Source organism: Streptomyces sp. NPDC020801 (assembly GCF_044334385.1).
Classification (GTDB): Bacteria; Actinomycetota; Actinomycetes; order Streptomycetales; family Streptomycetaceae; genus Streptomyces.
Map to the genome: position 1 here is coordinate 111,880 of NZ_JBIRST010000017.1, position 25,781 is coordinate 137,660.

The window sequence follows — 25,781 nt, forward strand, 5'->3', positions numbered from 1 at the left end:
CATCCCCCAAAACCACCGACGTCAGGGCGCGATAGCGCCCGTCGACGCCCAGCAGGCCGCGCTGAGCGCCGGTCGTGAGATCCCACACGCGGCAACTGCCGTCGTCCCCACCGGAGATCAGCACAGGGCGTCCGTCCAGCCGTGTGCTGCCGACGGCGTTCACCGCGCCCACGTGACCGGTGAGGTCGAACCGTTTCTCACCGGCCACGAGGTCCCATACGCTCAGCGACCCGTCGCTGCCCCCGGCCACGCCCAGGCAGAGATCCGTTCCCTCTTCCCGGCCGGTGAGCCGGACGCATTCGATGGCCAGGACGGAGTCCGTGCGGCAGTCGAACGACATGCGCTGCGACTGTGCCGCCAGGTCGAAGACCCGCACCACGCCGTCGCTCCCCCCGGTCAGCAGCCACGATCCCCCGCACGCCGGGGCCAGGTGAGCCACCGCCAGGACACCGCTTTCGTGGCGCGGGAGCTGCGCGCGCTCCGCTCCCCGAGCCAGGTCCCAGACCCGGACCGAGCCGTCGTATCCGCCGGTCGCGACGAGGGCGTCGGGTCCCGCGATTCCCGCTGCCGCCCAGGCGGGTCCCTGATGCCCCGGCAGCGAGGCCTTCTCGGTCGCCGTGGCGATGTCCCAGGCCCGCACCAGCCCCTCCCGGCCCGAGGCCACCGCCACCGGACGGCCGTCGACGCTCACGCAGGCAAGTGACGTCACCGCTCCCGCGTCGACGGTGAGGGTGGAGACGTGCTCGCCCGTGGCCAGGTCCCACAGACGCAGGCTCCGGTCGCTTCCCGCCGTCACCACTGCCGCCCTGCCGTCCACCTCGCAGCACGCTGCGGCATTCACCGGTCCCCGGTGGCCCACGAGCCGTGCCCGCTCCCGGCCCGTTGCCAGGTCCCGTACGAGGACCTCCTCCCTGGTCCCCGCCGACACCACGACGGGGCGTCCGTCGACGGTGCCGCAGGTCAGGGACCGCACCTGCTCCGTGCATCCCATGAGGGCCTCGCACGGCAGGAGCTCCCAGGGGGCTCCCGTCGCCCACCGCGGCTCCCAGGCCAGTGCCTGCTGCCGTGGCGGACGGCTGAACCGCCGCGCGAGCTGCGGCATCTGGTACCGGCAGGCGTCGATGGCGAGTACGGACCGCCGGGCCCGGGCGTCGAGATGCTGATGACAGCCGAGGGAGGCCCGGTACACCGCGGCGACGGACCGCCCTTCGGACGGTTCGCCCGCCAGGCGTGCGCCGAGCGTGGCCGGATCGGAGTGAACGAGGAACTCGGTGTCCTGGGCCAGGGTGTTCAGAAGTCCGCATGCGGAGGCGTGCTCGCTCATGTGCCGGAGCAGGTAGGGGGACGCCTCCTCCCAGTACAGACCGCCGTCGTCCGCCCTGCCCACCAGATCCAGCAGACGGTCGAAGACCAGGCGCTCCTTCTGCCGCGACACCTCTTCGCGACGGCCGGGGAGCGTGCTCGCCGACCGGAGGTGGTCGACGAGCGCCTGGTGGAACAGCCGGTACACGGTGCTGCCGTCGACGTCCATGTCACGCCGCAGATAGAACCGCGCCTCCTCCAGGGCGTCACGGACGTCACCCTCCGTGGGCGGGCCCAGCGACGGGTCCGCGAAAAGGGGCGCGACGGCCCGGATCGCGGTGCGCGGCATTCCCTGGCCCCGTGCGAAGGCCAGCGCACTGAGAACGGGGCGGACCCAGGGCGAAGTCTGCCGCCGGCGCAGGTCCAGGTCGAGCACCTCGGGCAGGGTGCCGGGCACCCGCACGGCGCCCGCCGCCGGCGTCCCTTCGTCCAGCGCTCCGGCCGTGATGCCGCCCTGCTGGGCGAGGCTGTTGGCGTAGAGGCCGGCGACCAGGAACTCTCCCCACTGCGGACGCTCCTCGGCATGCCTGGCGGCCAGTCGGCCGGCCACCGAACCGGCGATGGAGTCCCTGAGCCGCCGGTGCGGCAGCTGGCGGTACTCGGTGTTGCCGTTGAGCAGGTCGATCACATAGCTGCGCAGGGCGCTCTCGAGCTCGTCACGGTGTACGTCGTCCAGATCGATCAGACCGTCCGCGCGACGGGCACGGGAGAGCAGGGAGTCGAAACGGTCCCAGGGCCTGGTGGCGACCAGCAGCCGGCAGCAGGGCCTGCCGTCCGGCCTTGTCCGGCCCAGGAGCGGTTCCAGCAGGTCGGACACGACCCGGTCCGGATCCTCGGCCTCGTCGAGGGCGTCCACCACCACGGCCGCGGGCCCGGGAAAGCGCGTCAGCGCATCGGCGATGGCCTGCCCCGACCAGTCCTCGGCGGCGCCCGACAGACCCGCCTGCCGCGCCAGCGAGTCGAGAATCGCCCCGATGCCCTGGTCGCGGAGATGCAGGGCGGCCAGATGCGGATTGACGGAAGGGAGCTCGTCCCGCCGGTGAAACCAGACGTGCTGTGTCGCTTCGTGGAGTTCGGGGTGCGCGGAACACACGAGCATGCCGAGCAGTGCGGATTTCCCGCTGCCGGGACTTCCGGTGACCACGCGGAGCGCTCCGCAGGATTCGGGTTCACCGTCCAGCCACGCGGTGAGTGCGGCCAGTTCCCGCTGGCGTCCGCGGAAACATCCCACCGCAGCACGCCGGTCCGGGCCACGGCCCAGCGCGCGCTCATAGAAGTGCCAGGGATCGACGAGTTCGTCGACGGAACCACAGAAGTTCGCCAGTCCGGGATTCAACATGCCCAGTGTGTGGTGCTGTTTCGCCGCGTCATGTGAGTAGCCAGGGTTGGGGAAGAAGGGGAGGTCGACCTCGGCAGCGAGATCCACCGGCGTTCCGACCACGAGTTGCAGGTATCCGTCTCTGCACAGACGCTTGGTCTCCTTTCTTATGTTCTGGGCGATCAGCGGAAGCGGGATGAAACGCTGCGAGGGGTGAATGTCGAATTCTTGGGCGTGCGCCCGCTCCACAACGGTGGTCATGGCCTGGGTGAACCATCCGTTGAAAGCGGGCCGGTCGGGCTGGCAGCCGGCCAGGACCCAGGCCTGCCGCCGTTCGTCGTCCATGTCGCTCAGCCAGGCGAGTCGGGCGGCCCGGCCCGCCCCGCACACATCGATGAGGAACAACGTCACCGCGCGTCCGGACGTGCGGTCACTGTCGTCACCCGCCGCGTCACGGTCCATGGCGTCGGACAGCCAGCTGTTCACATCCGTGCGTGATCCGAAATTCCCGTCGGAACCCACGATTTGGACTGATCTGTTCCGGCTCACTCCGTGACTGAGCACATGGACGATCAGCGCGTCACCGGGAGAGGTCTCTGCAAGGGCGTCCTCCACCAGATCGCCGATTCGCCGGGCTGTCAGTGACGACGAGGAAGGGCAGGGCATGGGCGTGTAACCATGCGGGACGAGAGCGTCAACCAACTCTCTGCTCCTGCGTTCGGCGAAAAGCAAGGGCGGAAACTCGCCATCTGCGAACTTGCCGACCGCGATGCTGAGAACACGCCGCCTCACGCCCTGCCCCACCCCCCATGCCCAGGAGAAGCTTTTCCATCGGCATGCCGGGGCAAACGGGGCGGCACCACACCTTCAGGTGAGTTTGGGCAAGGCACCGGAATCCGAAATTCGGTCCCTGGCCACCGCGATGCCGCAGGGCGGTCAGGTATGCAGGACGTATGACACGCACAGATGACGACGTCGCCGGGCTGGTGCTGGCCGCCGGTGGCGGGCGGCGGCTCGGGGGGCGGCCCAAGGCGCTGCTGACGCACCGGGGGCGGCCACTGGTGGAGCACGCGGTGGGAGTCCTGCGCGCCGCCGGGTGCACGCGCGTGCACGTGGTGCTCGGCGCGCGGGCCGACGACGTCCGGCAGTGGGCACGCCTGAACGGCTGCGTGCTCGTGGACAACCCGGACTGGGAGCAGGGCATGGGGTCGTCACTGCGCGCCGGACTGGACTCGCTGGCCGCTACGGGCGCCCGGGCGGCCCTGGTCTGCCTGGTCGACCAGCCCGGCATCGGCGCCGAGGCGGTGGCCCGGGTGCGCGCCGCCTACCGGGACGAGACGTCGCTGGTCTCGGCGGCGTACGACGGCGTGCGCGGCCACCCGGTCCTGTTCGGTGCGGCCCACTGGGCGGGCATCTCGGAGAGCGCGACCGGCGACCGCGGGGCACGCGCCTATCTCCAGGCGCACCGGGCGGCGCTCACCCTCGTCGAGTGCGGGGACGTGGCACAGGCGTACGACATCGACACCGAGGCCGATCTGGGACACCTTGAGTGAACGGGGTGGCACCGAGCGCCACCTTGCCTCGACCCGGAGAATCTCGACATCAACAAACCATTGAACTTCCACCATGAGGAAACTAGTATCCACTGATCAGAAGCACCCGGCCGCCCCCTGGGCGCCATTTGCCCCATTCATGCCCCTTGGCATTCAGTGCCACGGCAGGGTGGCGATGAACGTGGTTCGCTGAAGAAGCTCCCGAAGGAAGTGACAGCTCATGTCCGCACCAGCGCCGTCCCCGCTGGCCATCGTCGACGCCGAGCCCCTGCCCCGGCAGGAGGAGGTCCTCTCCGACGCGGCGCTCGCCTTCGTGGCAGAGCTGCACCGGCGGTTCACGCCGCGCCGTGACGAGCTCCTCGCCCGCCGTGCGGAGCGCCGTGCCGAGATCGCCCGCACCTCCACCCTCGACTTCCTGACCGAGACGGCCGCGATCCGCGCGGACGACTCCTGGAAGGTGGCCCCGGCACCCGCGGCCCTCAACGACCGCCGGGTCGAGATCACCGGGCCCACCGACCGCAAGATGACCATCAACGCGCTCAACTCCGGGGCCAGGGTCTGGCTCGCCGACTTCGAGGACGCCTCCGCCCCCACCTGGGAGAACGTCGTCCTCGGCCAGCTCAACCTGATCGACGCCTACACCCGCCGCATCGACTTCACCGACGCCGCCTCCGGCAAGTCCTACGTCCTGCGCCCCAGCGAGGAACTGGCCACCGTGGTCATGCGCCCGCGCGGCTGGCATCTGAACGAGCGTCACCTCGTCGACGGCGACGCCACCCCGGTCCCCGGCGCGTTCGTCGACTTCGGCCTGTACTTCTTCCACAACGCCCGGCGCCTGCTCGACCTCGGCAAGGGCCCTTACTTCTACCTGCCGAAGACCGAGTCGCACCTGGAGGCCCGCCTCTGGAACGACGTGTTCGTCTTCGCGCAGGACTACGTCGGCATCCCGCAGGGCACCATCCGGGCGACCGTCCTGATCGAGACGATCACGGCCGCGTACGAGATGGAGGAGATCCTCTACGAACTGCGCGACCACGCCTCCGGGCTGAACGCCGGCCGCTGGGACTACCTGTTCTCCATCGTCAAGAACTTCCGTGACGGCGGGCCCAGGTTCGTCCTGCCGGACCGCAACGCGGTCACGATGACCGCGCCGTTCATGCGGGCGTACACCGAACTGCTCGTGCGCACCTGCCACAAGCGCGGCGCGCACGCGATCGGAGGCATGGCCGCCTTCATCCCCTCCCGGCGGGACGCCGAGGTCAACAAGGTGGCCTTCGAGAAGGTCCGCGCGGACAAGGACCGTGAGGCGGGCGACGGCTTCGACGGCTCCTGGGTGGCCCATCCCGACCTGGTGCCGATCGCCATGGAGTGCTTCGACAAGGTCCTGGGCGACCGGCCGAACCAGAAGGACCGGCTGCGCGAGGACGTCGACGTCAGGGCGGCCGACCTGATCGCGATCGACTCCCTGGACGCCAGGCCGACGTACGCGGGCCTGGTCAACGCCGTCCAGGTCGGCATCCGTTACATCGAGGCCTGGCTGCGCGGCCTCGGCGCGGTCGCCATCTTCAACCTCATGGAGGACGCTGCCACCGCGGAGATCTCCCGCTCGCAGATCTGGCAGTGGATCAACGCGGGCGTCGAGTTCGAGAACGGCGAGAAGGCCACACCGGAGCTCGCCCGCAAGGTCGCCGCCGGGGAACTGGCGAACATCCGCGAGGAGATCGGCGCCGGGGCCTTCGCGGCCGGCCACTGGCAGCAGGCCCACGACCTGCTCCTGCAGGTCGCCCTCGACGAGGACTACGCCGAATTCCTGACGCTGCCGGCGTACGAGCAGCTCGAGGGCTGAGGCCCGTCCGAGCACCCGCCCTTGTGGCCCCGGGACCTCCCGGGGCCACAAGGGCGCAGACGGTGGGTCAGATCCGGTGGGTCAGATCCGGTGGGTCAGATCCGGTGGGTCAGATCCGGCGGGTCAGATCCGGCGGGTCATTCCAGGTGCACCGACCAGTCCTGTTCGGCGGCCGGTTTGCCGTGCAGGTCGGGGACCCGCTTGAGCCAGTCCGGCCGGCCCCGCTGGGTCCGCGCCGCACGAGCCGCCTCCTCCGTCGCGAGTTGCGCACGGCTCGGGAAGTCGGTGGGCAGCCACTGCTTCGATGCCCGCACGCGCGCGGCGAGGTAGTCGACGTAGGCGCCGCGGGCCTCCTCGGGCGTCGCGAATCCCGGTTCCCCGGCGAGCCAGGCGTCGGGCACCTCCGCCAGGACCTCGCGCAGCAGCTGACGGGTCACCCTGGGCGCCAGTTCGGCGTCGGCGGCGCGGACGTCCGGGGCGTAGTGGCCGAGGGCGTGGTGGCGGAAGTCGTAGGCCTTCTGGGGGGCCGAGGTGTCCCAGCGGTGGTGGAAGACCAGGGCCGCGCCGTGGTCGATCAGCCACAGGTGCGGGGGCGCGGTGCCGAGGGTCGGCCAGACCATCAGGTTGGAGCTGTGGACGGTGCGGTCGACGTTCACCGTCAGCGCGTCCAGCCAGACGATCCGGCCCGCCTCCAGCGGATCGACCGGGAAGGTCCGGGCCACCTCCGGGGTGAAGTCCCGCGCGCCCGGCAGGTAGTCCATGCCGAGGTTCATACCGGGACTGGCGTTGAGCAGGTCCCGCACCTCCTGGTGGGGTTCGTGTGCGGCGAGCTCGGGGTCGAAGTGGACGAGGACCAGTTCGGGGAACCGCAGCCCGAGGGCGCGCGCCAGTTCGCCGACGATCACCTCGGCGACCAGCGCCTTGCGGCCCTGCGCGGAACCGGTGAACTTCACGACGTACGTGCCGAGGTCGTCGGCCTCGACGACTCCGGGGACGGAACCGCCGGAGCGCAGGGGTGCGATGTAGCGGGTTGCAGTGACTTCCCTCAACATCTTCCAAGGCCCCATAGCTCGATTGCCTTACATCCCACGGCCAGCTCCAGCGCGGTGCAAGCCAGGGGAACCTCCCCGGTCAACCCTGGGGAGAATCTGGGGAGTCTGGACCGGCATGCTCGTCTCCCTGTCTCCCCAGCAGTCCGTCAATGGCGGTGCGCGCCCCTTGCTTCCGGCCTCCGGCAGGAGATGAGCATAGTAACCCAGCGTGACAGCCGGAGAGGAGTGCCCGAGCCATCGTGCCGGCGCCACCACGGACTCCCCTGCTTCCAGCATGATCGAGGAAACGTAGGTGTGCCACAGCACGTGGAAGCCGTCCTTCGGCGCCGCCCCCCACTGCCAGTCTTCGCGCCCTTGGCCCGCGGCGGAATGACGTCATGTCCCGCCCACGGGCGCGGCGGCGCCGCATCCGGGAGAGCCCCCAGGTCTACGCGTGGGGCGCTGCCGACGCGGCGACGCCCCCTGCGGTCTCGGTGGCCCGCAGGGCGGTGGCTCGGCGTATGTCGGCGTGGATCCGGCGGGCGAGCGGGCCGGGATCGCTCTGGAAGTAGAAGTGGTCACCGTCGAAGCGGTGCAGGCCCAGGAAATGGCGGGTCAGTGCGCTCCATTCGGTGAGCGACTCGACGGGTATGACGGGATCGTCCGTCCCGGCGAAGGCGGAGATCGGCACCCCGAACGGGACCGGGACGGGAGGGCGCCACGACTCGGCCAGGTGCAGGTCCCCGCGGATGGTGGGCTCGAACCGGGCCCACAGGTCGGGGTCGTCCAGAATGCTCTGCGGGGTGCCGGCGATGGCGGCGACCCGACGCCGCAGGGTTTCGTCGGACGGGCCGTCGGGGAGCGGGATCTGCACTGCGCGCGGCTCCTCGCCGACGGTGGCGGGCAGGGGCGCGATGCGCGCCGACACACCCAGCCAGACCGGCGGGGTACGGCCTTCGTCGATCAGGCGACGGGTCAGCGCGTATCCCAGCGCGGCGCCCATGCTGTGGCCGAACAGCGCGAACCTGCCACTGAGTCCGGTACCCAGCTCGGTGAGGAAGTGGTCCACGAGGTCGTCCATGCGCTCGAGCGGGACCCGGCCGTCCATCAACCGGCCCGGGGCGTCGGGAACATGGATCTCCCAGTCCCCCGGGAAGTGAGCGGACCAGTCGCGGTACATGAGGTGCGAACCACCGGCGTGGTGGAACACGAACAGGCGCATGGTGACTCCATGGACGTCGGTGACGTGCGCGGCCGGACTTCGGCCTGGGGGGTGTGGGCGGTGCCCCGCGAACCACGCCTCGGGGGTGGGCGTGTTCGCGGGGCACCTGTGTGCCGCAGGGCGGTGACCGATCGGTTCACCGTCGCCCGGCCGCACGGTCCGGTGTCATCCTTGGGTGCCGGGGGCGCGCCGTCCCACGAATCCGGCGACCACCAGCGCGCCCACCAGCAGCAGCACCCCTGCGATGCCCATCGCCCGACCGTAGTGCTGCGGCCCGTCGCCCGAACCGATGACGACGCCGAGGATGGCGACGCCGAGGACGGCACCGCTCTGCCGGGCGGCGTTGAGCGCTCCGCCGCCGATTCCGGCGTGGTGCTTGGGAACCGAGCCGATGACGGCGCTGATGAGCGACGGCATCGCGAAGGAGATGCCGAATCCCAGCAGCAGAAGACCGGCCATGCTGCCGATCTTCGACGCGGAGGCGTGCATGAACGGCACCTGAAGCAGCGTGCCGGCGCCCATGAGGACGAACCCGAGTGTGGCGGGGATCCTCGGCCCGATCTTCGCGACCAGCTTGCCGGCGTAGCTGCCGTTGAACGCGGTCGGCAGGGTCAACGGCAGGAACAGCAGGCCGGTCTTCATCGCGCTGGCGTGGTCGATCGTCTGGAAGAACAGGGACAGCACGAACATGGCACCCGACAGGCCGAAGTTGACCAGCAACCCGGCGAGCAGGCCCGCCGAGAAGGTGGACGAGCCGAACAGGCTCATCGGGAGCATGACGTCGCTGCGCCGGTTGCGTTCGACGACGACAAAGGCGACACCCGTGACCACCGCGGCGGCCAGGGTCGACAGGACCACCGGGTCGCCGAACCCGCTCTCACCGCCGGCGATCAGCCCGTAAGTGAGCAGACCGAGGCAGGCGATACCGGTGAGCTGGCCTGGGAGGTCCAGGCCGCGGTCCCGCTTCGGTGCCGTGGCTGGTGCCTTCTTCACGGTGATCGCGATGCTGAGCGCGGCCACCGGGACGTTGACGGCGAAGATCGCGCGCCAGCCGAGGGTGTCGGTCAGCAGACCTCCGATCAGAGGCCCGGCCGCCAGCGCGACGCCGGTGATGGCGGCCCATACGCCCATCGCCTTGGCACGTTTGCCCGGGTCCGGGTAGGAGTTGACGAACAGTGCCATGGACGTGGGCAGCAGGCCGGCGCCGAACAGGCCCAGCAGTCCCCGCAGGATGACCAGGGACAGGGTGTTGGGTGCCGCGATCGAGACGGCGGACACCAGGGCGAAGGCGCCGGAGCTGTAGAGGAACAGTTGCTTGGCTCCCAGCCGGTCCGACAGCGCGCCCGCGGTGAGCAGGAGCGCGGCGAACGTGAGGGTGTAGCCGTTCGAGATCCACTGGAGGGAGTCGACGGAGGCGTGGAACTCCTCCGCGATGGCCGGGAGCGCGACTACGACGACGGTGGTGTCGAGCAGCACCATGAAGTAGCCCAGAGAGATGCCCAGCAGGAGCCAGTCGCGCGATTTCCTGGTCTCGGCCGGGGCGGCGATGTTGTCAAGGGGTTGCTCGGGTAACGTCGTCACTCGTACTCGGTTTCCTTGTTCGGGGACGCGGGGGGATGAGGGGCGCACTGGTCGGACAGTGGCGATGAAGCAGGTGAGTGAGCGGCCCGCGGCGGCTGTCGGATGGGGCCGTCCGCCTACGTCTCGGGGTGTGCGACGGGGCTGCGGGCCGGCCTATCACCCACCGATTACTAAACTATCACCCGGCGGGACTGTTGGGCAACAATGGGGGGCCGGTGCCGACGGGCTGTCAGCCGCCTTGGTGCCGTGGACGCGAGAAGCGGCGCGTCAGCGGCCTCTCCACGAGGGAGTACAGGGCCCACGAAGCCAGAAGGGTGGCCACCGCCTCGCCGGCGATGACGACAACACCGGTCGCAGTCCCGTACAACTCGGTGCCGAGCAGCTTCCGGACCCCGGCGAGCACGATGAAGTGCAGCAGGTAGAAGGCGAAGGACACATTGCCGAGCCAGGTCATCGCGCGGCTCCGGAACAGGGTGAACCGGCCTTCCTGGTCCGCCATGGCGGCGGCGGCGATGAGCGTGACCGCCGGGATGAGACACATCGCCCGCTGGGCGTACAGGTACGGCACGTTGTAGCAGGCGATGTATCCGGCGGCGAGCAGGACACCGGACCAGACCATGCCGATATTGCGCCAGCGGTTCAGCATCACGGCCCGGGCGACGAGGATTCCGAGCGCGAAGTCCAGGACGCGCGGCAGCGGCATGATGTAGGCGAACCAGTAGTGGACCGGGGACGTGCCGTCCGTGCCGGGCATCACGTGCGGGCCGGCCGGCACGAGGTGGTAGGTGACCAGCGGAGTGGCGAAGACCGCCGCCACCGTGCCGGCGATCCAGTACTTCAGCCGGTCGGCGCGGATCCGTTTGATCCCGGCCAGCAGCAACGGGAAGGCCAGATAGAAGACGGCCTCCACGGCGAGCGACCAGCTCGGCGGATTCACCGGGAGGTGCTCGGAGAAGTACGGCGTCCAGACCTGGAGCATGAACAGCGCGCCGAGCGCGGGCAGGAGGGGCGTCGCGGCCGCGTACAACACCATCGCGAGGACCCAGGCGACGACATAGTTGGGCAGGATCTTGACGAAGCGCCGGCGCCAGAAGGACGGTGCGGTGTCGTCGTCGGGAGCCGACCATGTCAGCACGAATCCGCTGAGCACGAAGAAGAACGTCACACCGAGTGCGCCGCTCGGGCCGACGGCCCAGGCGAAGCGGCGTTCCACCTTGTCGTCGGCGAGCAGGCGCACCACGGGAAGCGGCAGCGAGGCGTGGAAGACGAACACCATGAACGCCGCGGGGAAGCGCAGGCCGGTCAGTGAGGGAAGCCGGCTCGGGCGGGACCGCCGTGAGCCGTCCGGCGGCGCGGCTGTCTGTGCTTCCTTCGGTGCGGTCGTCACGGCGTGTATGCGGTCGGTGGACATGTGAACTCGCTCCTCCTTGAGCCGGTCCGATGGGCGCGATGGGACGGGGTGTCTGCGATGCGAACGCAGGGCCCTCGGGGGTGGCAGGGAGCGCGTCCGAGCGCGAGGCGGTCGGGGCAGCTGGAGTCGAACCAGCAACTGACTGCCGGGGAACGGCAGGAGGTACACCACCTACGTGCCCCGTGGTCCGGCAGCGGCCGGCGCGCATCTGCGACGCGCCGCGCCACCGGGGCGACCGGTTGTCAGGCGGGCCGGAGCCGCACCCTCACCAGGAGGTCAGGGAGAAGCGCTCACTCAAAGCGCGGGCCTCGACGGCGAAGTCCCTGATCTGCTCGGCCTTCTCGACCATCTTGTCGTCGCCACTCTGCTTCGAGATCTCGATCAGCCAGTCATAGGTCTCGCTGGGGTGCACGTCGTACTTGTAGTGCACCTTGGACAGCAGGAACAGGATGTCCCGGAAGTTCTCCCGCTCGATCACCTGGCCCAGGGTGAGGATCCGCCGGTGGTGCTCCGCCGTGAAGGGACGGCGCTCGGGCAGGTCGGGGGTGGAGCCGGGGGCGTAGACGGTCGCGTCGGCGAAGATCTCCTTCTCGTCGAAGTCCCCGTCGAAGGCGAAGTCGACGCACAGCGACTGCCGGCTGATCTCCGAGAAGTTGACCGCGGAGTGCACCGTCGCGGCGTCCAGGAACCAGATTTCACCCGGGCGCATGTGGATGACAGTGTCCTCGTTGGAGTGGAAGGCGAGCGGGCTGTCTTCCAGCACCATGAACGTGCGGAAGTAGCGGTCGACTTCGCGGTCCAGCTCCACGAAGTCGCGGTGCGGGATGACGATGGCGTTCTTCAGGTTCCGCATCCGCGCCATCTGCAGGTGCGCGCCGTCGAAGACCGTGGTCACGATCTCCTTGAGGTAGGGGACGTGCTCCACGTGCGCCGTCGGCCGGGCGGCGGTGTCCTTGAGGTCGCGGTAGAGCCGGTCCTCGCTGTCCCCGGAGGCGTTCCACAGGGGGACGTGCTTCCAGAACCCGTTGCTGAATTCGTCGTACTCCTCCTCCACGGTCGGGACCGCGGCGAGGTATGCGAGATCCGGCGCCAACCGGGTCTGATCGAGTTCGATCTTGCCAAGGATGTGCGAGCGCATCCGACCCTCCAGGTCGCGAGACAGGTGCGGGAGACGCGGAGGCATGAGCACAGGCCGTGCCGGGTGTGGGCCGTCCGCGGTGCGACCTACCGTAACAACACAACAGGTGATAGTCTAGGTTTCATGAACAAGGGCAGGCAGATTGACGGCGTGACCGGCGCGAGCGTGATCGTCACGGGCGCTGCCGGAGGAATCGGACGGGCGGTCGCCGAGGCGTTCGCGGACGCGGACGCACGGGTCGTGCTGTGGGACGCCGACGAGCGGATCCACGCTGCTGCCGCGGAGATCCGGGCGCACCGTGCCTCGAAGGTGTACGCGGTGCGCGCCGACATCACCGAACGCGCCGCCGTGCGTGAGGCGTTCGACTCCTCCGAATCCGCCGCCGGGGACGTATCCGTCGTGGTCCATGCCGCCGGCACGCTGTCGACCGGGCCGGCACTGGAGGCCGCCGAAGGGGCGTGGGAACGGTGTCTGTCGACGAACGCGACCGGCACCATGCTCGTCGCCTCCGAGGCGGCGCGGCGCATGGTCCCCCGTGGACACGGGGCGATCACCGTCATCACCTCCAACGCGGCGTCGACGCCCCGGGTGGGCATGAGTTCCTACGGCGCGTCCAAGGCGGCGGCCGCCGCGTTCGTGCGCAGCCTCGGGCTCGAGGTTGCCGGTCGGGGCGTGCGGTGCAACCTCGTCTCGCCCGGCTCGACCGATACCGCGATGCTGCGCCAGAGCTGGACCGGTACCGCAGACATGGACTCCACGATCAGCGGTGACCCCACGGCCTACCGGCTGGGGATCCCGCTCCGCCGTGTCGCCCAGCCGCAGGACATCGCCGACGCGGCGCTCTTCCTGTCCTCCTCCGCCGCACGCCACATCACGCTGCACGACCTGCGCGTCGACGGCGGTGCCACTTTGGACATGTGACGACCGACCTACCGGAAAGGACGCCCGATGGCGATTCCCCCCATTCCCGCGTACGACCTGCCCGCTCTTGGCGAGCTGGTCACCAACCGTGTGCCGTGGCAGCTGGACACGGCCCGGTGTGCGCTGCTCGTCCACGACATGCAGAAGTACTTCATCGACGCCTTCGGCTCCCAGGCCGAGCCGATATCCACGGCGATCAGGAACATGGCCGCCATCCGGCGGGCCTGCCGGGAGGCCGGCGTCCCGGTGGTGTACACCGCCCAGCCCGGGAACCAGCACCCGTCGCGGCGCGGCCTGCTCTCGGACTTCTGGGGCAGTGGGCTCAGGGCCGGCCGTGATGCGGAGATCATCGACGAGCTGACCCCCGGCGACGACGACATCTTCGTCACCAAGTGGCGCTACTCCGCGTTCCAGCGGACCGATCTGGCGCAACTGCTCAAGCATCACGGGCGGGACCAGCTGATCGTCGTCGGCGTGTACGCCCACATGGGCTGCATGCTCAGCGCCGCCGAGGCATTCATGAGTGACATCCAGCCGTTCATGGTGGCCGACGCCACGGCCGACTTCAGCCGGGACGAGCACCTCCTGGCGTTGAACTACACGGCCAAGAGGTGCGGTTCGGTGGTGACCGCCGACCAGGTGGTCGGCTCGCTGTCCCGGCGCGCCGCGGCGTGACGCCGTCTGCCGCGGCACGCCGCCGGTGTGCGGGCTCGCCGCGGCCCCCCGCAGGCCCGCTGCCGCTCGCCCTCGTGGGCGCGGCGACAGCGGGCCACGGTCTGCTATGCGGGGGCGTACTCCGTCGCCCCCAGCGCGGTCAGCATCGGGGTGAACTTGGCGGAGGTCTCGGCGAGTTCGGCCTCCGGTTCGGACTGTGCGACGATGCCGCCGCCCGCGAAGACCCGGATGCTGCGCCGGTCCGCCGCGACCTCTCCGCAGCGTATGGACACCATCCACTCGCCATCCCCTTGCGCGTCGCACCACCCCACCGCGCCGGCGTAGAAGCCGCGGTCCCCTTCGATCTGCACGATGGCGTCACGGGCGTCCTCGCGGGGATGGCCGCAGACCGCCGCGGTCGGATGGAGGGCCAGGGCCAGATCGAGCGCGGAGGTCCGTTCACTCCTGAGGGTGCCGGTCACGGGCGTTCCCAGGTGCCACAGGGCCGGCGCCGCCACCAGCGACGGTGAGCCCGGGGCCTGGACGTCCTCGCAGAGTACGTCGAGCGACTTGCGCAATCCCTCGACCACGATGGCGTGTTCGCCGAGGTCCTTGACGGATCGGGTGAGAGACTGTGCGATGGCGGCATCCTCGTCCGGGTCCGCCGCGCGTGCGGCCGTTCCGGCCAGCGGGAAACAGGAGACCTCCCGTCCCGAACGGCGTACCAGGAGCTCCGGGCTCGAGCCGACCAGGGTGCGGCCGGTGTAGGGCGCCCCCGCCGGAGTCAGGTCCACGCAAAAGCCGTTGCCCGCGGCGTCGTTGGCCACGAGCCTGTGCACCAGGGCCTTCGGCGGGATGGGCCGGTCGGCGACGAGGACGAGCGAGCGTGCCAGTACCACCTTGGTCAGCGGATCGTCGGACGCGCGCAGACGGCGCAGCGCCGACCCGACGGCCTGGAGGTGGCCGTCGGGGGAAGGGAGGCGGTCGAGGACGACACACTCGGGCACGGAGCCGGAAGGGGAGGCGGCGGACCACGGCCCCGGGAGACGGTGGAGCGCGGCGGGAACGGTGAGAGCGGCGGGAGACCTCAGGTCGAACGGAAGTGCACCAACGACGGCCGGGATGCGTCCTTCCCTCAGCCGTGCGGCGGCCTCGTGCGCGTCGTCGAACGCGTCGAGGGAGCCGGGTGCGTGGATCGACAGATGCCGCTTCGAGAGAACGAAGGGAGTGGCCTTCCTGCGTGCCGTGCCTTCCCCCGTCGTCCCAGTCACTGGGATCGTCATGAAACTAGACTATCACATCAAAGGCCGTCTGCGGTATGGTGAGGTCGTCGACGGACGCAGCCGTCGGCCCCCGACCCACCCACCCCCCGCGGAAGGGCAGGCATGTCGCACAGTGCGTGGACCAGCGGTGATTTCGTCCCGTGGCCGGCGGAAGAAGCCGCCTCGTACCGGAGTTCCGGCTACTGGGCGGGCCTGACCTTCGGTGAGCTGCTCGCGCGCCGGGCGGCCGAGTCGGGTGAGCGGTGCGCGGTCCGCGACCGGCACCGGTCACTGACCTACCGTCAGCTCAACGACTCCGCCGCTTCGTTCGCGACCGGCCTGCGGGACCTGGGCATCCGGCCCGGCGACCGGGTTGTGCTCCAGATGCCCAACCGGGCCGAGTTCCTCGAGGTGCTGTTCGCCCTGTTCCGGCTCGGCGCCGTACCCGTCATGTGCCTTCCCGCCCACCGGCACGCCGAACTGGCCGCGATCGCACGGGCGAGCTCCGCGGTGGCGATCATCGTCGCGCAGGACGGGGATGGCTTCTCCTACGTCGACCTGGCGCAGCAGATACGGCGAGAGGTGCCGTCGCTGCGCCACGTGATCGCGGCCGGACCCGCAACGGCGCGGGCCGTCTCGGCGGCCGGCGCGGACTACGGCGACCTCTACCCGCCCGCGGCCGGGCACCCCGCGCCGCCCGCCGGCGCGGTGGCCCTGCTCCAGCTGTCCGGAGGCAGCACCGGACTTCCCAAGCTCATCCCGCGCACGCACGACGACTACCTCTACAGCGTCCGGCGCAGCGTCGAGGTGTGCGGTCTGAGTGCGTCGTCGGTCTACCTGGCGGTGCTGCCGGCCTCCCACAACTTCACCCTCAGCTCAGCCGGCATCCTCGGCGCGCTGTGGGCGGGCGGCACGGTGGCGCTGACGGAGGACCCGAGCCCGTCCTCGGCCTTCGCGTTCATCAAGGAGACCGGCACCACCATCACCGCGCTCGTACCGCCGCTCGCCCGTGTGTGGGTCAACACGGCCGAGCAGTCGGGCGCTCCCGGCCTCGGCACGCTGGAGGTCGTGCAGATCGGAGGCGCGCGCTGCCCAGCCGAACTGGCCGCCCGGATCAGGCCCGCTCTCGGCGCGTCCGTGCAACAGGTGTTCGGGATGGCCGAGGGGCTGGTCTGCTACACCCGCCTGGACGATCCCGAGGACATCGCCGTCACCACACAGGGCAGACCGATGTCCGACCGGGACGAGTTGCTCGTGGTCGACGACCACGACCGTCCGGTCGGGGCCGGCGCATCCGGCCATCTGCTCACCCGGGGCCCGTACACGATCCGCGGCTACTTCCGCAATTCCGCCGCCAACCGCCGCTCCTTCACCGCCGACGGCTGGTACCGGACCGGCGACATCGTCAGCATCCGGCCCGACGGCAACCTCGTCGTCGTCGGGCGCTCGGGCGACTTCATCAACCGCAGCGGCGAGAAGCTCTCGCCGGAGGAGCTCGAACAGCATCTGCTGCAGCATCCACTGGTCGACGATGTGATCGCGGTCGGCATGGCCGACGAGATGCTCGGCGAACGCACCTGCGTCTTCGTCGTCCCGAGCGCGGCGGACACCGCACCCTCCCTGACGGACCTGCGAACCTTCGCACGGCAGAACGGCCTGGCCGACTGGAAGCTGCCCGACGAGGTCAGGGTCGTACGGGAATTTCCCAAGACGAAAGTCGGGAAGGCGAGCCGGGCGGACCTCCGCGCCATCCTGCGCGGCTGAACCTCGCCCTCCCCCACACCACCACCATGACCAGAGAGGAACCCACGCATGTCCACGATGAGCCGCGAGCAGATGAGGGCCGACATCGCCGAGGCGACCGGCCTCGAGCCCGAGCAGATCGGCGACGACACCAACCTGCGTGACGCGGGGCTCGACTCCATCCGGCTGATGTCCCTCGTCGAGAAGTGGAGGGCCGCCGGAGTCCAGGGGGCGGACTTCGTGGCCCTGGCCTCGTCGCCGACGCTCGGCGCATGGCTCGCCGAGTTCTCGCCCGCGGACCTGGCCGCCGACGCCCAGACCGCCCACTGACCCGACCCAGGATTGGAACCAGGCACATGGAAAACCGTAACGAGCAGGTCGATGTCGTCGTCGTCGGCGGAGGGCCCGGCGGATCGACCGTCGCGACGCTGCTGGCACGCCGGGGCCACTCGGTCGTCCTGCTGGAGAAGGAGAAGTTTCCCCGGTACCAGATCGGGGAGTCCCTGCTGCCCGCCACGGTGCACGGCGTCTGCAAACTGCTCGGTGTGACCGAGGAGATGGAGGCGGCCGGCTTCATGTACAAGCGCGGCGGCAGCTTCCGCTGGGGGACCAACCCGGTCCCGTGGAACTTCCTCTTCTCCATATCTCCCGAGTTCTCCGGCCCCACCTCCAACGCCTACCAGGTGGAGAGGGCCCGCTTCGACGAGATACTGCTGCGCAACGCGGCCCGCTGCGGCGTGGACGTGCGCGAGGAGTGCGACGTCACCGGTGCCCTGCAGGCCGACGGACGGGTGACCGGGGTGTCCTACCGTGACGCGGACGGCGGTGAGCACGAGATCTCGGCGGCCTATGTGGTGGACGCCTCCGGCAACCGGAGCAGCCTGTGGCGTGCGACCGGCGGCGAGCGCAAGTACTCCGAGCACTTCCAGAACGTCGCCGTCTTCGGCTACTTCAACGGCGGCGGCCGACTGCCCGCGCCCAACAGCGGCAACATCCTCTGCGAGGCGTTCGACGAGGGCTGGCTTTGGTACATCCCGCTCACCGACGACCTGACCAGCGTCGGCGCCGTCATCAGCCGTGAAAACGCGTCGCAGATCCAGGGGGACAAAGAAGCCGCGCTGATGAAGTTCATCGGCCGCAGCTCCTACGTCAACGACATGCTGGCCAACGCCAACCGGGTCGACGACGACAGCATGTACGGCACGGTACGCATCCGTAAGGACTACTCCTACGCCAACACCCGCTTCCACGCCCCCGGCATCGTGCTGATCGGGGACGCGGCATGCTTCATCGACCCGGTGTTCTCCACGGGGGTCCACCTCGCGACGTACGCCGGGGTGCTGGCGGCGCGCTCCCTGAACAGCGTGCTCGACAAGAGCGTCCCCGAGGAGCGGGCGTTCGCCGAATTCGAGGGCCGCTACCGGCGCGAGTACTCGGTCTTCTACGAGTTCCTCTCGTCCTTCTACCACATGGACCAGGCCGAGGACTCCTACTTCTGGCGGGCCAGGAAGGTCACCAACCTGTCCCAGTCGTCCTTCGAGGCGTTCGTCTCGCTGGTGGCCGGCGGGTACTCCCAGGAGCGCGTCCTGACCGACGGCGCGCAGGTGGCCGAGCGGTTCGCGCGCTCGGCCGAGGACATCGCCCAGGCCGCGGAGCGGACCGGCGGTATGGAGACGGACTCCGGTCAGCGCATGAACCACCTCTTCTCGACCCCGGTGGTGCGGGAAGTCATGGAGGAGATGAACGCCCTGCAGGCCAACAGCGGCGAGGCCGGGGAAGTGGTCGAACCGCCGCTGCTCGAGGGCGGGCTGGTGCCGACCAGCGACGGCCTCGGGTGGGCGGAGCCGGTCCCGGTGGCCGGCTGACCTGACCGGTGACGCGCGGCGCCGGCGGCCGGCCTCTTCGGCCGCCGCCCCGCCGGCCGCGGCCGAAGGGCACGCGGTCTGCCCGCTTGTGATGCCCGACCCGTTCCACTGGGGGGAACCGACCATGAACAACCCGTTCGACGACCCTGAAGGTACGTTCCACGTCCTCGTGAACGACGAGAACCAGTACTCCCTGTGGCCTGCGTTCGCGCCGGTCCCGGCGGGCTGGGCCGCCACGTTGACGGGCGCCACGCGCCAGGAGGCCCTGGCGCACATCCAGGAGAGCTGGACCGACATGCGGCCGAAGAGCCTCGTCGAGGCGTCCCGGACCGCATGACCTGGACAGCCCCCGCTGGGCCGTGAGTTGCGCGTGTCGTGCGACGGACAGGACGGCTCCTGTCCGGCCGCCGAGGCGTGCTGCCCGGGCGGCGGACAACGGTCCGCCGCCGGGGAACGGCCGGGTGCGCATGCGGGCACCATCGGCCGACGACCGGGCACGGTCGAATCCCGGACCCGCAAGGAAATGGCCACCGCCCACCGCACCTCGCCGGCCCGCTCGCAGGCGCTCTCGATGAGGGTGGGGATCTGGGCCTCGTCGTTGATCACCTTCGTCGAGAACCGCGTCGCACCATCGGCGTCGGGGGCCGCCGCCCAGTGGTGCCCCTTTCCGGCGTCTGTGCCGACCCACGCCCGCGCCCGCCGCGTGCTCAAGCCCGTCGCTCCGTTCCACCGTGACCGGCATCTTCGTGGCTCGCAGAACACTCCGCCGGCAGGTCCCTGACCAGCGATGACCGCAGTTCTCAAGCAGTGGCCGGAGTATCCCGGAGGGCCGGGCGGCCATTCCTTCCGAGCCCTCAACGGCAACCACCCATCAGCCACACCCGGTCCTCCCGGACCGCCTCACATCCCTAGGGACGGTACCCATGGGCGTCACCGACGGCGTCTCCTTCACCGCGCGGCTGGCGGCAACCCTGCTGGCCATCCTCCTGCTCGCCGTGCTCGGGCGCGCGGCGGCACGGCTGCTGCGTCAGCCGGAGGTCGTCGGCGAGATCATGGCCGGCCTGTTCGCCGGACCGCTCGTCGTGGCGTTCTTCGGAGGCGACGCGCTCCACAGCCTGTTGCCCGCCAGGATGCTCGACACGCTCAAACTCGTCTCCGAAGGGGGTCTCGCGCTGTTCCTGGTCGGGACCACCCACAAGCTCCGCCTGGGCGTGCAGCGGACGGTGCGCCATGCCGCCGGCCCGGTCGCCCTGGGCGCGTTCGTCCTTCCCCTGGTGACCGGAGCGCTGCTCGCCGGATGGCTGGTGTGGCGGGGAGACCCGGACGTGCGCGGGCACGCCCCCGCTTCGGCGTTCGTGCTCATGGTCGCCGTATCGCTGTCCATCACGGCCGTACCCGTGCTCGCCAGAATCCTCGAGGAACGGGGCATGCTGGGGTCGGTCACCGGACGGGTGGCCATGTTCGCGGCCATCCTCATCGACATCGCCGGGTGGATCCTGCTCTCCATCGCGGTGGGCCTGGCCTCCGGCAGCCCGGCGGGTTTCCTGCGCTCGATGGAGGTACTCGCCGCCGGGGTGCTGCTCGCCCTGGGAGCGCGGCGCGCACTCGGTTCCCGGCTGGGCACCAGCATGGTCACGCGGGCCCGCAGGCGCACCGCGCTGATGATCGGTGCCCTGGCGATCACACTGGCCTTCGCCTCCGAACGGCTGGGCCTGACGGCGGTCTTCGGCGCCGTACTGCTGGGGCTCGCCGTTCCGGCCACCGACTCCGCGCCCTGGGAGTCCGCAGTGGCCTCGGTGACGCGTGCGGGGCGCGGCCTCGTCCCGGTGTTCTTCGTGGTCACCGGCGTCACGGTGCTGACAGCCGGGTTCGGCGACACCCCATGGGGACTCATCGTCGTCACCGTGATCCTGGGCGCGGTCAGCAAGGTCGGCGGCACCTACCTCGGCGCGCGGCTGGGCCGGCAGGAGCGCCGGGAGTCCCTGAGGGCCGGGGTGCTCATGAACACCCGGGGGCTCACCGAACTGGTCGTCCTGAAGGTCGGATACAGCGCGGGAGTCCTTTCCCCGCCCCTCTTCCTCGCCATGGTCCTCATGGCGCTCGTCACCACGGCCATGACCGGTCCCTGCCTGTTGCTGCTCCGCGCGCGCGATGCCCAGGCCGACCGGGTCGCCGCCGGGGCGGTGACCTGAGCCGGGGTCACCCGACCTCTGACATTCCATACTGAGCACTGAAAGTGATAGTCTAGTTTAACGGGGACGAGCCTTCGCCGCCGGACCGCCGACGCGGCGACCAGGGCGGCCAGGTCCCTTCGACAACGGGGAGGACGCCGATGACCGGCGGCAAGATCGAGTCGCTCGCACTTCTGGGCGCGCAGCAGGGCATCCTGTACGCGCAGCAACTGGTGCCGGACAGTCCCATCTTCAACATCGGTCAGGCCGTTTGGTTCGCCCGGCGTGTCGACCCCGCACTGCTGGGCGAGGCCGTCCGGACGGCCGTCGCCGAATCGGACGTCCTGTGCAACCCGCTCCCGCGGCAGGACGACGGCGCGCACCCCGTCCCCGCCGGACCCGCCGAGCGGCTCACCACCGAGGTGCACGACCTAAGCGACCGTCCCGCACCGAAGACGGCAGCGCTGGACGCCATGCACGCCGACCTCGCCGTGCCGCGCGAGCTGACTGGGGACGACCTCGTCCACAGCGCCTTCTATCACCTCGGCGAGAACGAAGGCGTCTGGTATTTCCGGTCGCACCACATCCTCCTCGACGCCTACGGGCTGATGCTCGTCTCCCGCCGGGTCGCGGAGCTCTATACCGCCCTCGCCGACGGCCGCCCGCCCCGCCCCCGCTGGTTCGGTCGGATCGCGGACCTGCTGGACGAGGAGATCCAGACCGAGGCGGACCCCGCCTGCGAGGAGGACCGCGCGTTCTGGGCCCGGAAGGTCGACGGCCGCTCCGCCCAGCGGGTGCCCGGCGTGCTCACGTCCTCGGGCTTCGACGACTACGCCAAGCCGCCCCACCGTGTCACGGTGGACCTCGGCGACGCGGCTCAGCGGCGCCTGCGCGAGGTCGCCGACGCCCACGGGGTCACCTGGGGCGACATCGTCATCGCCGGCTGGGGAACCTACCTCTCCAAGATCATGGATGCCGAGCACATAGCGCCGGGCCTCCCCATGATGTGCCGCCCCTCACCCACCGCGCTCAGCACGCCCGCGGTCACCGTCAACATCCTGCCGCTGCACGTCGACATCGATCCCCGCGCGACCGTGGCCGAGACCATTCGGCACTTCGCCGACGAGGTCGGCCAGGTCCGCGCCCACCAGCGCTACCGCCGGGAGAGCATTGCCCGCGAAGCAGGCCTCGTCGGCTCCGACGGCCGGCTCTCGGGATCGCAGATCAACATCAAGGCGTTCGACTACCACCTGGACTTCGGCGGGATCACCGGCGTCCAGCAAGGACTCTCCACGGGGCCGGTCGACGACCTGTCGCTGTCCGCGTACCTCGACTCCAGCCACGGCCTGCGCTTCGACCTCGACGCCAACGCCTCGCTCTTCGACGTCCCCTCCGTGCAGCGCCACCTCCACCGCTTCGTCGCCTACCTCGACAACTTCATCGGCGCCGACGACGACCAGCGGATCGGCGCCCTGGCCGTCGCCGACGAGGCCGACCTCCGCCAGGTCGTCGCCGACTGGAACCTCGGCCCGCGCCCGGACGACGACGCGACGCTGCTGTCCCTCCTCGACGCCCAGTTCCGCCGTGCGGGCGCCGATCCCGCCGTCGTCTTCCGCGGCGAGAGCCGGACCTTCGCCGAGCTGGACGCGTCCGCGAACCGCCTGTGCCGCCACCTGCTCGCGGCGGGCCTCGGCACGGGCGACCGCGTCGCCGTCGCCCTGCCCCGCTCGTACGACCTCGTGGTCGCCCTCGTCGCCGTCCTGCGCTGCGGCGCGGCCTACGTCCCCGTCGACACGGCCTACCCGGACGACCGCATCGAGTACATGCTTCAGGACACCCAGGCACCGGTCGTGATCACCTCGACCGAGTTCCTGAAGAAGCTGGAACCCATCCTGACGGCCATGGCCGGGACCGCACTGCTGACCGTCGACGAGCTGCCGACCTCCACCGCGATCGCGGCCCGGCCGGCGGACCCGGTCACCGACGCGGACCGCGGCGGTCGCCTCCACCCCCAGGCGCCGGCCTACGTGATCTACACCTCCGGCACGACGGGACGGCCCAAGGGCGTCGTACTGTCCCACCGTTCGATCGTCAACCGGATCCGCTGGGGCCAGTCCCAGCTGTTCGCCCTGTCCCACCGCGACCGGGTGCTGCAGAAGGCCCCCATCAGCTTCGACGTGTCGGTCACCGAGATCTTCTGGACGCTCGCCTCGGGCGCCGTCGTCGTGCTGGCCGAGCCGGGACGGCACGGAGACCCGGTCCACCTGACCCAGCTGATGCGCGACGAGTCCATCACGCTGGCGAACTTCGTACCGTCGATGCTGCAGGCGTTCCTCGAGTCGGAGCCGGACCCAGCCGATCTGGCACTGCGGCACGTCGTCTGCTCGGGAGAGGCCCTTCCCCGGAGCCTGGCGCAGGAACTCGGCGACCGGCTCGGCATCACCGCATGGAACACCTACGGCCCCACCGAGACCGGAGAACTCACCTTCCACCGGGTCGACCTGCGCTCCGACTCCGCCGTCCACGGCGGCATCGAACCCCTCGGCCGGCCGGCCGCCAGCTGCGACGGCTACATCCTCGACCGGTTCCTCCAGCCCGTCCCGGCCGGTGTCCCGGGAGAGCTGTACCTGGCCGGCGCGCAGCTGGCCAACGGCTACCACAACCAGCCGGCCCTGACCGCCTCCCGGTTCGTCGCGAACCCCTACGGAGAGCCGGGGGAGCGCCTCTACCGCACCGGTGACCTCGCCATGTGGTCCGACTACGGCACCATCGTCTACCTCGGCCGCAACGACGACCAGATAAAGATCCGCGGCTTCCGGGTGGAACTCGCCGAGATCGCGGCAGCCGCCGGGAAGACCCCCGGCGTCGGCCTCTGCGCGGTCGTCCCGAAGACCGCGCCGAGCGGCGCTCTCGTCCTCGTGGCCTACGTCGTGCCGGACGTCGGCGCGGACTTGGACGGCCTCGCGGAAAGGGTTGTCCAGATGACCCGGGAGAACCTGCCCGACCACATGGTCCCCTCGTTCGTGGTCACCCTCGACCGCATCCCGATGACCCCGAACGGCAAGCTCGACCGGCGCGCCCTGCCCGAGCCCGACTACGAGGCCGTCGAGTCCAGCCGCCCGCCGGCCGGTGACGTCGAGACGAGGATCGCCCGCATCTTCGAAGACGTCCTCGGCCTGTCGCGCGTGGGCGCCGACGACCATTTCTTCCATCTCGGGGGCCACTCGCTGCTGGCGACCAGGATCGTCCTGCGCGTGAACCAGGAGTTCGGTACGGACATCTCGCTCCGGATGCTCTTCGAAAACCCCACAGTCGCCTCTCTCGCCGGCCGGCTGGACACACCCCGCACGGCCTCATGACCCGCACCGGCGCGGCCGCCGGCAACAAGGAGGACGTCGTGTATGACGTGATCGTGGTCGGCGCCCGGGTCGCCGGAGCCTCCACCGCGATGCTCTTGGCCCGGGCCGGTTACCGGGTCCTCATGGTCGACCGGGACAGGGTCGTCAGGGACGCCCTGTCCACCCTCTACATCCACCAGCCCGGCGTCGCCGCACTCCATCGCTGGAACGTGCTGCCCGAGGTCGTGGCCACCGGCTGTCCCCCCTTGGAACGGATCCGTCACACGGCCGGCCACACGGTGCTAGAAGGCACCCCGTGCCGCACCGACGGTGTCCGCGCCGCGTACGCGCCCCGCCGTCGGCTCCTCGACCCCATCCTCATACGCGCCGCTGTCGACGCGGGGGTCGAGTACCGCCCCAACACCTCCGTCAACGACCTGCTCTTCGAGGACGGCCGGGTCGTGGGCGTCAGGACCGGCTCCGTCCGGGGCGACGCGGAGCACATCGAACGCGCCCGTCTCGTCGTAGGCGCGGACGGCATGCACTCCACGGTGGCGGCCCGGGTACGGGCCCCTGTCCTGCTGCAGGACCCGCACCATACCTGCGTGTATTACACCTACTGGTCCGGCCTTCCCCCGCGCCTGCGCACCTTCGAGGCTCCGGGCCGCTGGGTCGCCACCATTCCCACGAACGACGGGGCGACCCTGGTCGCCGCGTACTTCCGGCAGGAGCTGTTCACCGCCGTACGGGGCGACGCCCCCAACGCGCTTCTCGGGCAGGTCGAGAAGACCGCGCCCGAGGTACGCGAGGAGATGGCGGCGGGCCACCGGCTGGAGCATGTGCATGGCACCGGGGACCAGCGCAACTTCTTCCGTGAGGCCCAGGGACCAGGCTGGGTCCTGGTCGGTGACGCAGGGCACCACAAGGACTCCATCACCGCTCAAGGCATCACCGACGCCTTCTGCCAGGCACAGCTTCTGGCCGACTGCGTGGGTGACGGCCTGCAGGATCCCGAGTCGCTGAGCACCGCTCTCAAACGGTTCGCCGAGCAGCGCCTGGACGCCCTCCTGCCCGCGTACCGCGGCACGTTGAAGGAAGCCCGCATGGAGAGCCGGGTGCCGAGGGCCGACGTGCCGCTGGGGATGGAAATTGACCAAGAACTGGCCATTCCTTGAGCGGAGACGATACAGTCGGGCAAGGTACCTAACTGCCATGGCACTTGTGGCAGGTCACCAAGCGTTGCGTCGGCTTCAGACACAGCTCACTCCACACCCAACTCCCGCTCACCACAGTGAACCCTCCTGCCTTCACCCCACACCGCGGTTCCGCCCGCGAGCGAAATGCCGCCGTCGACGTCGGGGGCAA

General features: G+C 70.2%; 18 protein-coding genes, 1 tRNA gene and 1 pseudogene. 11 read left to right on the forward strand and 9 right to left on the reverse strand.

The features are described 5' to 3' along the window. The coding region (locus tag ACH4UM_RS29825; protein ID WP_398185857.1) for an NACHT and WD repeat domain-containing protein at positions 1-3,166 on the reverse strand (3,166 nt) is incomplete at its 3' end. A 467-nt stretch (positions 3,167-3,633) separates the two neighbouring features. Between ACH4UM_RS29825 and ACH4UM_RS29830 the strand changes: the two genes are divergently transcribed. Beyond that, complete coding sequence (locus ACH4UM_RS29830; RefSeq protein WP_398185860.1) at positions 3,634-4,233, forward strand: NTP transferase domain-containing protein; 600 nt, start codon at positions 3,634-3,636, stop codon at positions 4,231-4,233. Between the two features lie 220 nt (positions 4,234-4,453). Beyond that, complete coding sequence (gene aceB, locus ACH4UM_RS29835) at positions 4,454-6,079, forward strand: malate synthase A (RefSeq protein ID WP_398185862.1); 1,626 nt, start codon at positions 4,454-4,456, stop codon at positions 6,077-6,079. Positions 6,080-6,216: 137 nt separating this feature from the next. On the opposite strand, the gene ACH4UM_RS29840 is transcribed toward aceB, so the two are convergent. The 6 genes from ACH4UM_RS29840 to ACH4UM_RS29865 all read right to left on the reverse strand — a co-directional run bounded on the left by ACH4UM_RS29840 (position 6,217) and on the right by ACH4UM_RS29865 (position 12,462). Continuing rightward, entirely contained in the window at positions 6,217-7,131 is a 915-nt protein-coding gene (locus ACH4UM_RS29840; RefSeq protein WP_398185865.1) for a HipA family kinase, read from the reverse strand. A gap of 427 nt (positions 7,132-7,558) precedes the next feature. Continuing rightward, on the reverse strand, positions 7,559-8,332 hold the full coding sequence (locus tag ACH4UM_RS29845; RefSeq protein ID WP_398185867.1) for a thioesterase II family protein: 774 nt from the start codon (positions 8,330-8,332) through the stop codon (positions 7,559-7,561). Between the two features lie 165 nt (positions 8,333-8,497). Continuing rightward, on the reverse strand, positions 8,498-9,913 hold the full coding sequence (locus tag ACH4UM_RS29850) for an MFS transporter (RefSeq protein ID WP_398185870.1): 1,416 nt from the start codon (positions 9,911-9,913) through the stop codon (positions 8,498-8,500). Positions 9,914-10,142: 229 nt separating this feature from the next. Then, positions 10,143-11,324, reverse strand: coding sequence for an acyltransferase family protein (locus ACH4UM_RS29855; RefSeq protein WP_398185872.1), 1,182 nt, complete (start codon positions 11,322-11,324; stop codon positions 10,143-10,145). A gap of 111 nt (positions 11,325-11,435) precedes the next feature. Beyond that, positions 11,436-11,507: transfer RNA gene (locus tag ACH4UM_RS29860), tRNA-OTHER, on the reverse strand. Positions 11,508-11,589: 82 nt separating this feature from the next. Continuing rightward, a complete protein-coding gene (locus ACH4UM_RS29865) occupies positions 11,590-12,462 on the reverse strand; it encodes an aspartyl/asparaginyl beta-hydroxylase domain-containing protein (RefSeq protein ID WP_398185875.1) in 873 nt (290 codons plus the stop codon). A 123-nt stretch (positions 12,463-12,585) separates the two neighbouring features. Between ACH4UM_RS29865 and ACH4UM_RS29870 the strand changes: the two genes are divergently transcribed. Next, positions 12,586-13,383 (forward strand): SDR family oxidoreductase, encoded by a 798-nt coding sequence (locus ACH4UM_RS29870; RefSeq protein ID WP_398185877.1) that lies wholly within the window; start codon positions 12,586-12,588, stop codon positions 13,381-13,383. Positions 13,384-13,410: 27 nt separating this feature from the next. Next, positions 13,411-14,058, forward strand: coding sequence for an isochorismatase family protein (locus ACH4UM_RS29875; RefSeq protein WP_398185878.1), 648 nt, complete (start codon positions 13,411-13,413; stop codon positions 14,056-14,058). 104 nt (positions 14,059-14,162) lie between these two features. Here ACH4UM_RS29875 and ACH4UM_RS29880 read toward each other — a convergent pair whose 3' ends face one another. Further along, positions 14,163-15,320, reverse strand: coding sequence for an isochorismate synthase MenF (locus ACH4UM_RS29880; RefSeq protein WP_398185880.1), 1,158 nt, complete (start codon positions 15,318-15,320; stop codon positions 14,163-14,165). 102 nt (positions 15,321-15,422) lie between these two features. On the opposite strand from ACH4UM_RS29880, the gene ACH4UM_RS29885 reads away from it, so the two are divergent. From ACH4UM_RS29885 to ACH4UM_RS29900, 4 genes are all read left to right on the forward strand, one after another. Then, on the forward strand, positions 15,423-17,063 hold the full coding sequence (locus tag ACH4UM_RS29885) for a (2,3-dihydroxybenzoyl)adenylate synthase (protein ID WP_398185882.1): 1,641 nt from the start codon (positions 15,423-15,425) through the stop codon (positions 17,061-17,063). A gap of 48 nt (positions 17,064-17,111) precedes the next feature. Continuing rightward, entirely contained in the window at positions 17,112-17,372 is a 261-nt protein-coding gene (locus ACH4UM_RS29890) for a phosphopantetheine-binding protein (protein WP_398185883.1), read from the forward strand. A 26-nt stretch (positions 17,373-17,398) separates the two neighbouring features. Further along, the gene (locus ACH4UM_RS29895; protein WP_398185885.1) at positions 17,399-18,907 is read left to right on the forward strand and encodes a tryptophan 7-halogenase; all 1,509 of its coding nucleotides are present in this window, start codon (positions 17,399-17,401) and stop codon (positions 18,905-18,907) included. Between the two features lie 124 nt (positions 18,908-19,031). Beyond that, positions 19,032-19,244, forward strand: a complete 213-nt coding sequence (locus tag ACH4UM_RS29900) for an MbtH family protein (RefSeq protein WP_398185887.1) — start codon at positions 19,032-19,034, stop codon at positions 19,242-19,244. Between the two features lie 176 nt (positions 19,245-19,420). On the opposite strand, the pseudogene ACH4UM_RS29905 reads toward ACH4UM_RS29900, so the two are convergent. Beyond that, a pseudogene (locus tag ACH4UM_RS29905) lies at positions 19,421-19,618 on the reverse strand (transposase); the annotation flags it as partial. Between the two features lie 212 nt (positions 19,619-19,830). Here ACH4UM_RS29905 and ACH4UM_RS29910 point away from each other — a divergent pair. The 3 genes from ACH4UM_RS29910 to ACH4UM_RS29920 all read left to right on the forward strand — a co-directional run bounded on the left by ACH4UM_RS29910 (position 19,831) and on the right by ACH4UM_RS29920 (position 25,591). Continuing rightward, on the forward strand, positions 19,831-21,099 hold the full coding sequence (locus ACH4UM_RS29910) for a cation:proton antiporter (protein WP_398185890.1): 1,269 nt from the start codon (positions 19,831-19,833) through the stop codon (positions 21,097-21,099). Positions 21,100-21,239: 140 nt separating this feature from the next. Further along, positions 21,240-24,437 (forward strand): amino acid adenylation domain-containing protein, encoded by a 3,198-nt coding sequence (locus ACH4UM_RS29915; protein WP_398185893.1) that lies wholly within the window; start codon positions 21,240-21,242, stop codon positions 24,435-24,437. Further along, on the forward strand, positions 24,434-25,591 hold the full coding sequence (locus ACH4UM_RS29920) for an NAD(P)/FAD-dependent oxidoreductase (protein ID WP_398185896.1): 1,158 nt from the start codon (positions 24,434-24,436) through the stop codon (positions 25,589-25,591). The genes ACH4UM_RS29915 and ACH4UM_RS29920 overlap by 4 nt, the downstream gene beginning before the upstream one ends. The last annotated feature ends 190 nt before the right edge of the window (positions 25,592-25,781 follow it).

Bases quoted from the DNA above. Each gene is read 5' to 3' on its own strand.
- ACH4UM_RS29830 (WP_398185860.1), top strand. From the start codon at position 3,634: ATGACACGCACAGATGACGACGTCGCCGGGCTGGTGCTGGCCGCCGGT.
- aceB (WP_398185862.1), top strand. From the start codon at position 4,454: ATGTCCGCACCAGCGCCGTCCCCGCTGGCCATCGTCGACGCCGAGCCC.
- ACH4UM_RS29840 (WP_398185865.1), bottom strand. From the start codon at position 7,131: ATGTTGAGGGAAGTCACTGCAACCCGCTACATCGCACCCCTGCGCTCC.
- ACH4UM_RS29845 (WP_398185867.1), bottom strand. From the start codon at position 8,332: ATGCGCCTGTTCGTGTTCCACCACGCCGGTGGTTCGCACCTCATGTAC.
- ACH4UM_RS29855 (WP_398185872.1), bottom strand. From the start codon at position 11,324: ATGTCCACCGACCGCATACACGCCGTGACGACCGCACCGAAGGAAGCA.
- ACH4UM_RS29865 (WP_398185875.1), bottom strand. From the start codon at position 12,462: ATGCGCTCGCACATCCTTGGCAAGATCGAACTCGATCAGACCCGGTTG.
- ACH4UM_RS29870 (WP_398185877.1), top strand. From the start codon at position 12,586: ATGAACAAGGGCAGGCAGATTGACGGCGTGACCGGCGCGAGCGTGATC.
- ACH4UM_RS29875 (WP_398185878.1), top strand. From the start codon at position 13,411: ATGGCGATTCCCCCCATTCCCGCGTACGACCTGCCCGCTCTTGGCGAG.
- ACH4UM_RS29880 (WP_398185880.1), bottom strand. From the start codon at position 15,320: ATGACGATCCCAGTGACTGGGACGACGGGGGAAGGCACGGCACGCAGG.
- ACH4UM_RS29885 (WP_398185882.1), top strand. From the start codon at position 15,423: ATGTCGCACAGTGCGTGGACCAGCGGTGATTTCGTCCCGTGGCCGGCG.
- ACH4UM_RS29890 (WP_398185883.1), top strand. From the start codon at position 17,112: ATGTCCACGATGAGCCGCGAGCAGATGAGGGCCGACATCGCCGAGGCG.
- ACH4UM_RS29895 (WP_398185885.1), top strand. From the start codon at position 17,399: ATGGAAAACCGTAACGAGCAGGTCGATGTCGTCGTCGTCGGCGGAGGG.
- ACH4UM_RS29900 (WP_398185887.1), top strand. From the start codon at position 19,032: ATGAACAACCCGTTCGACGACCCTGAAGGTACGTTCCACGTCCTCGTG.
- ACH4UM_RS29910 (WP_398185890.1), top strand. From the start codon at position 19,831: ATGGGCGTCACCGACGGCGTCTCCTTCACCGCGCGGCTGGCGGCAACC.
- ACH4UM_RS29915 (WP_398185893.1), top strand. From the start codon at position 21,240: ATGACCGGCGGCAAGATCGAGTCGCTCGCACTTCTGGGCGCGCAGCAG.
- ACH4UM_RS29920 (WP_398185896.1), top strand. From the start codon at position 24,434: ATGACCCGCACCGGCGCGGCCGCCGGCAACAAGGAGGACGTCGTGTAT.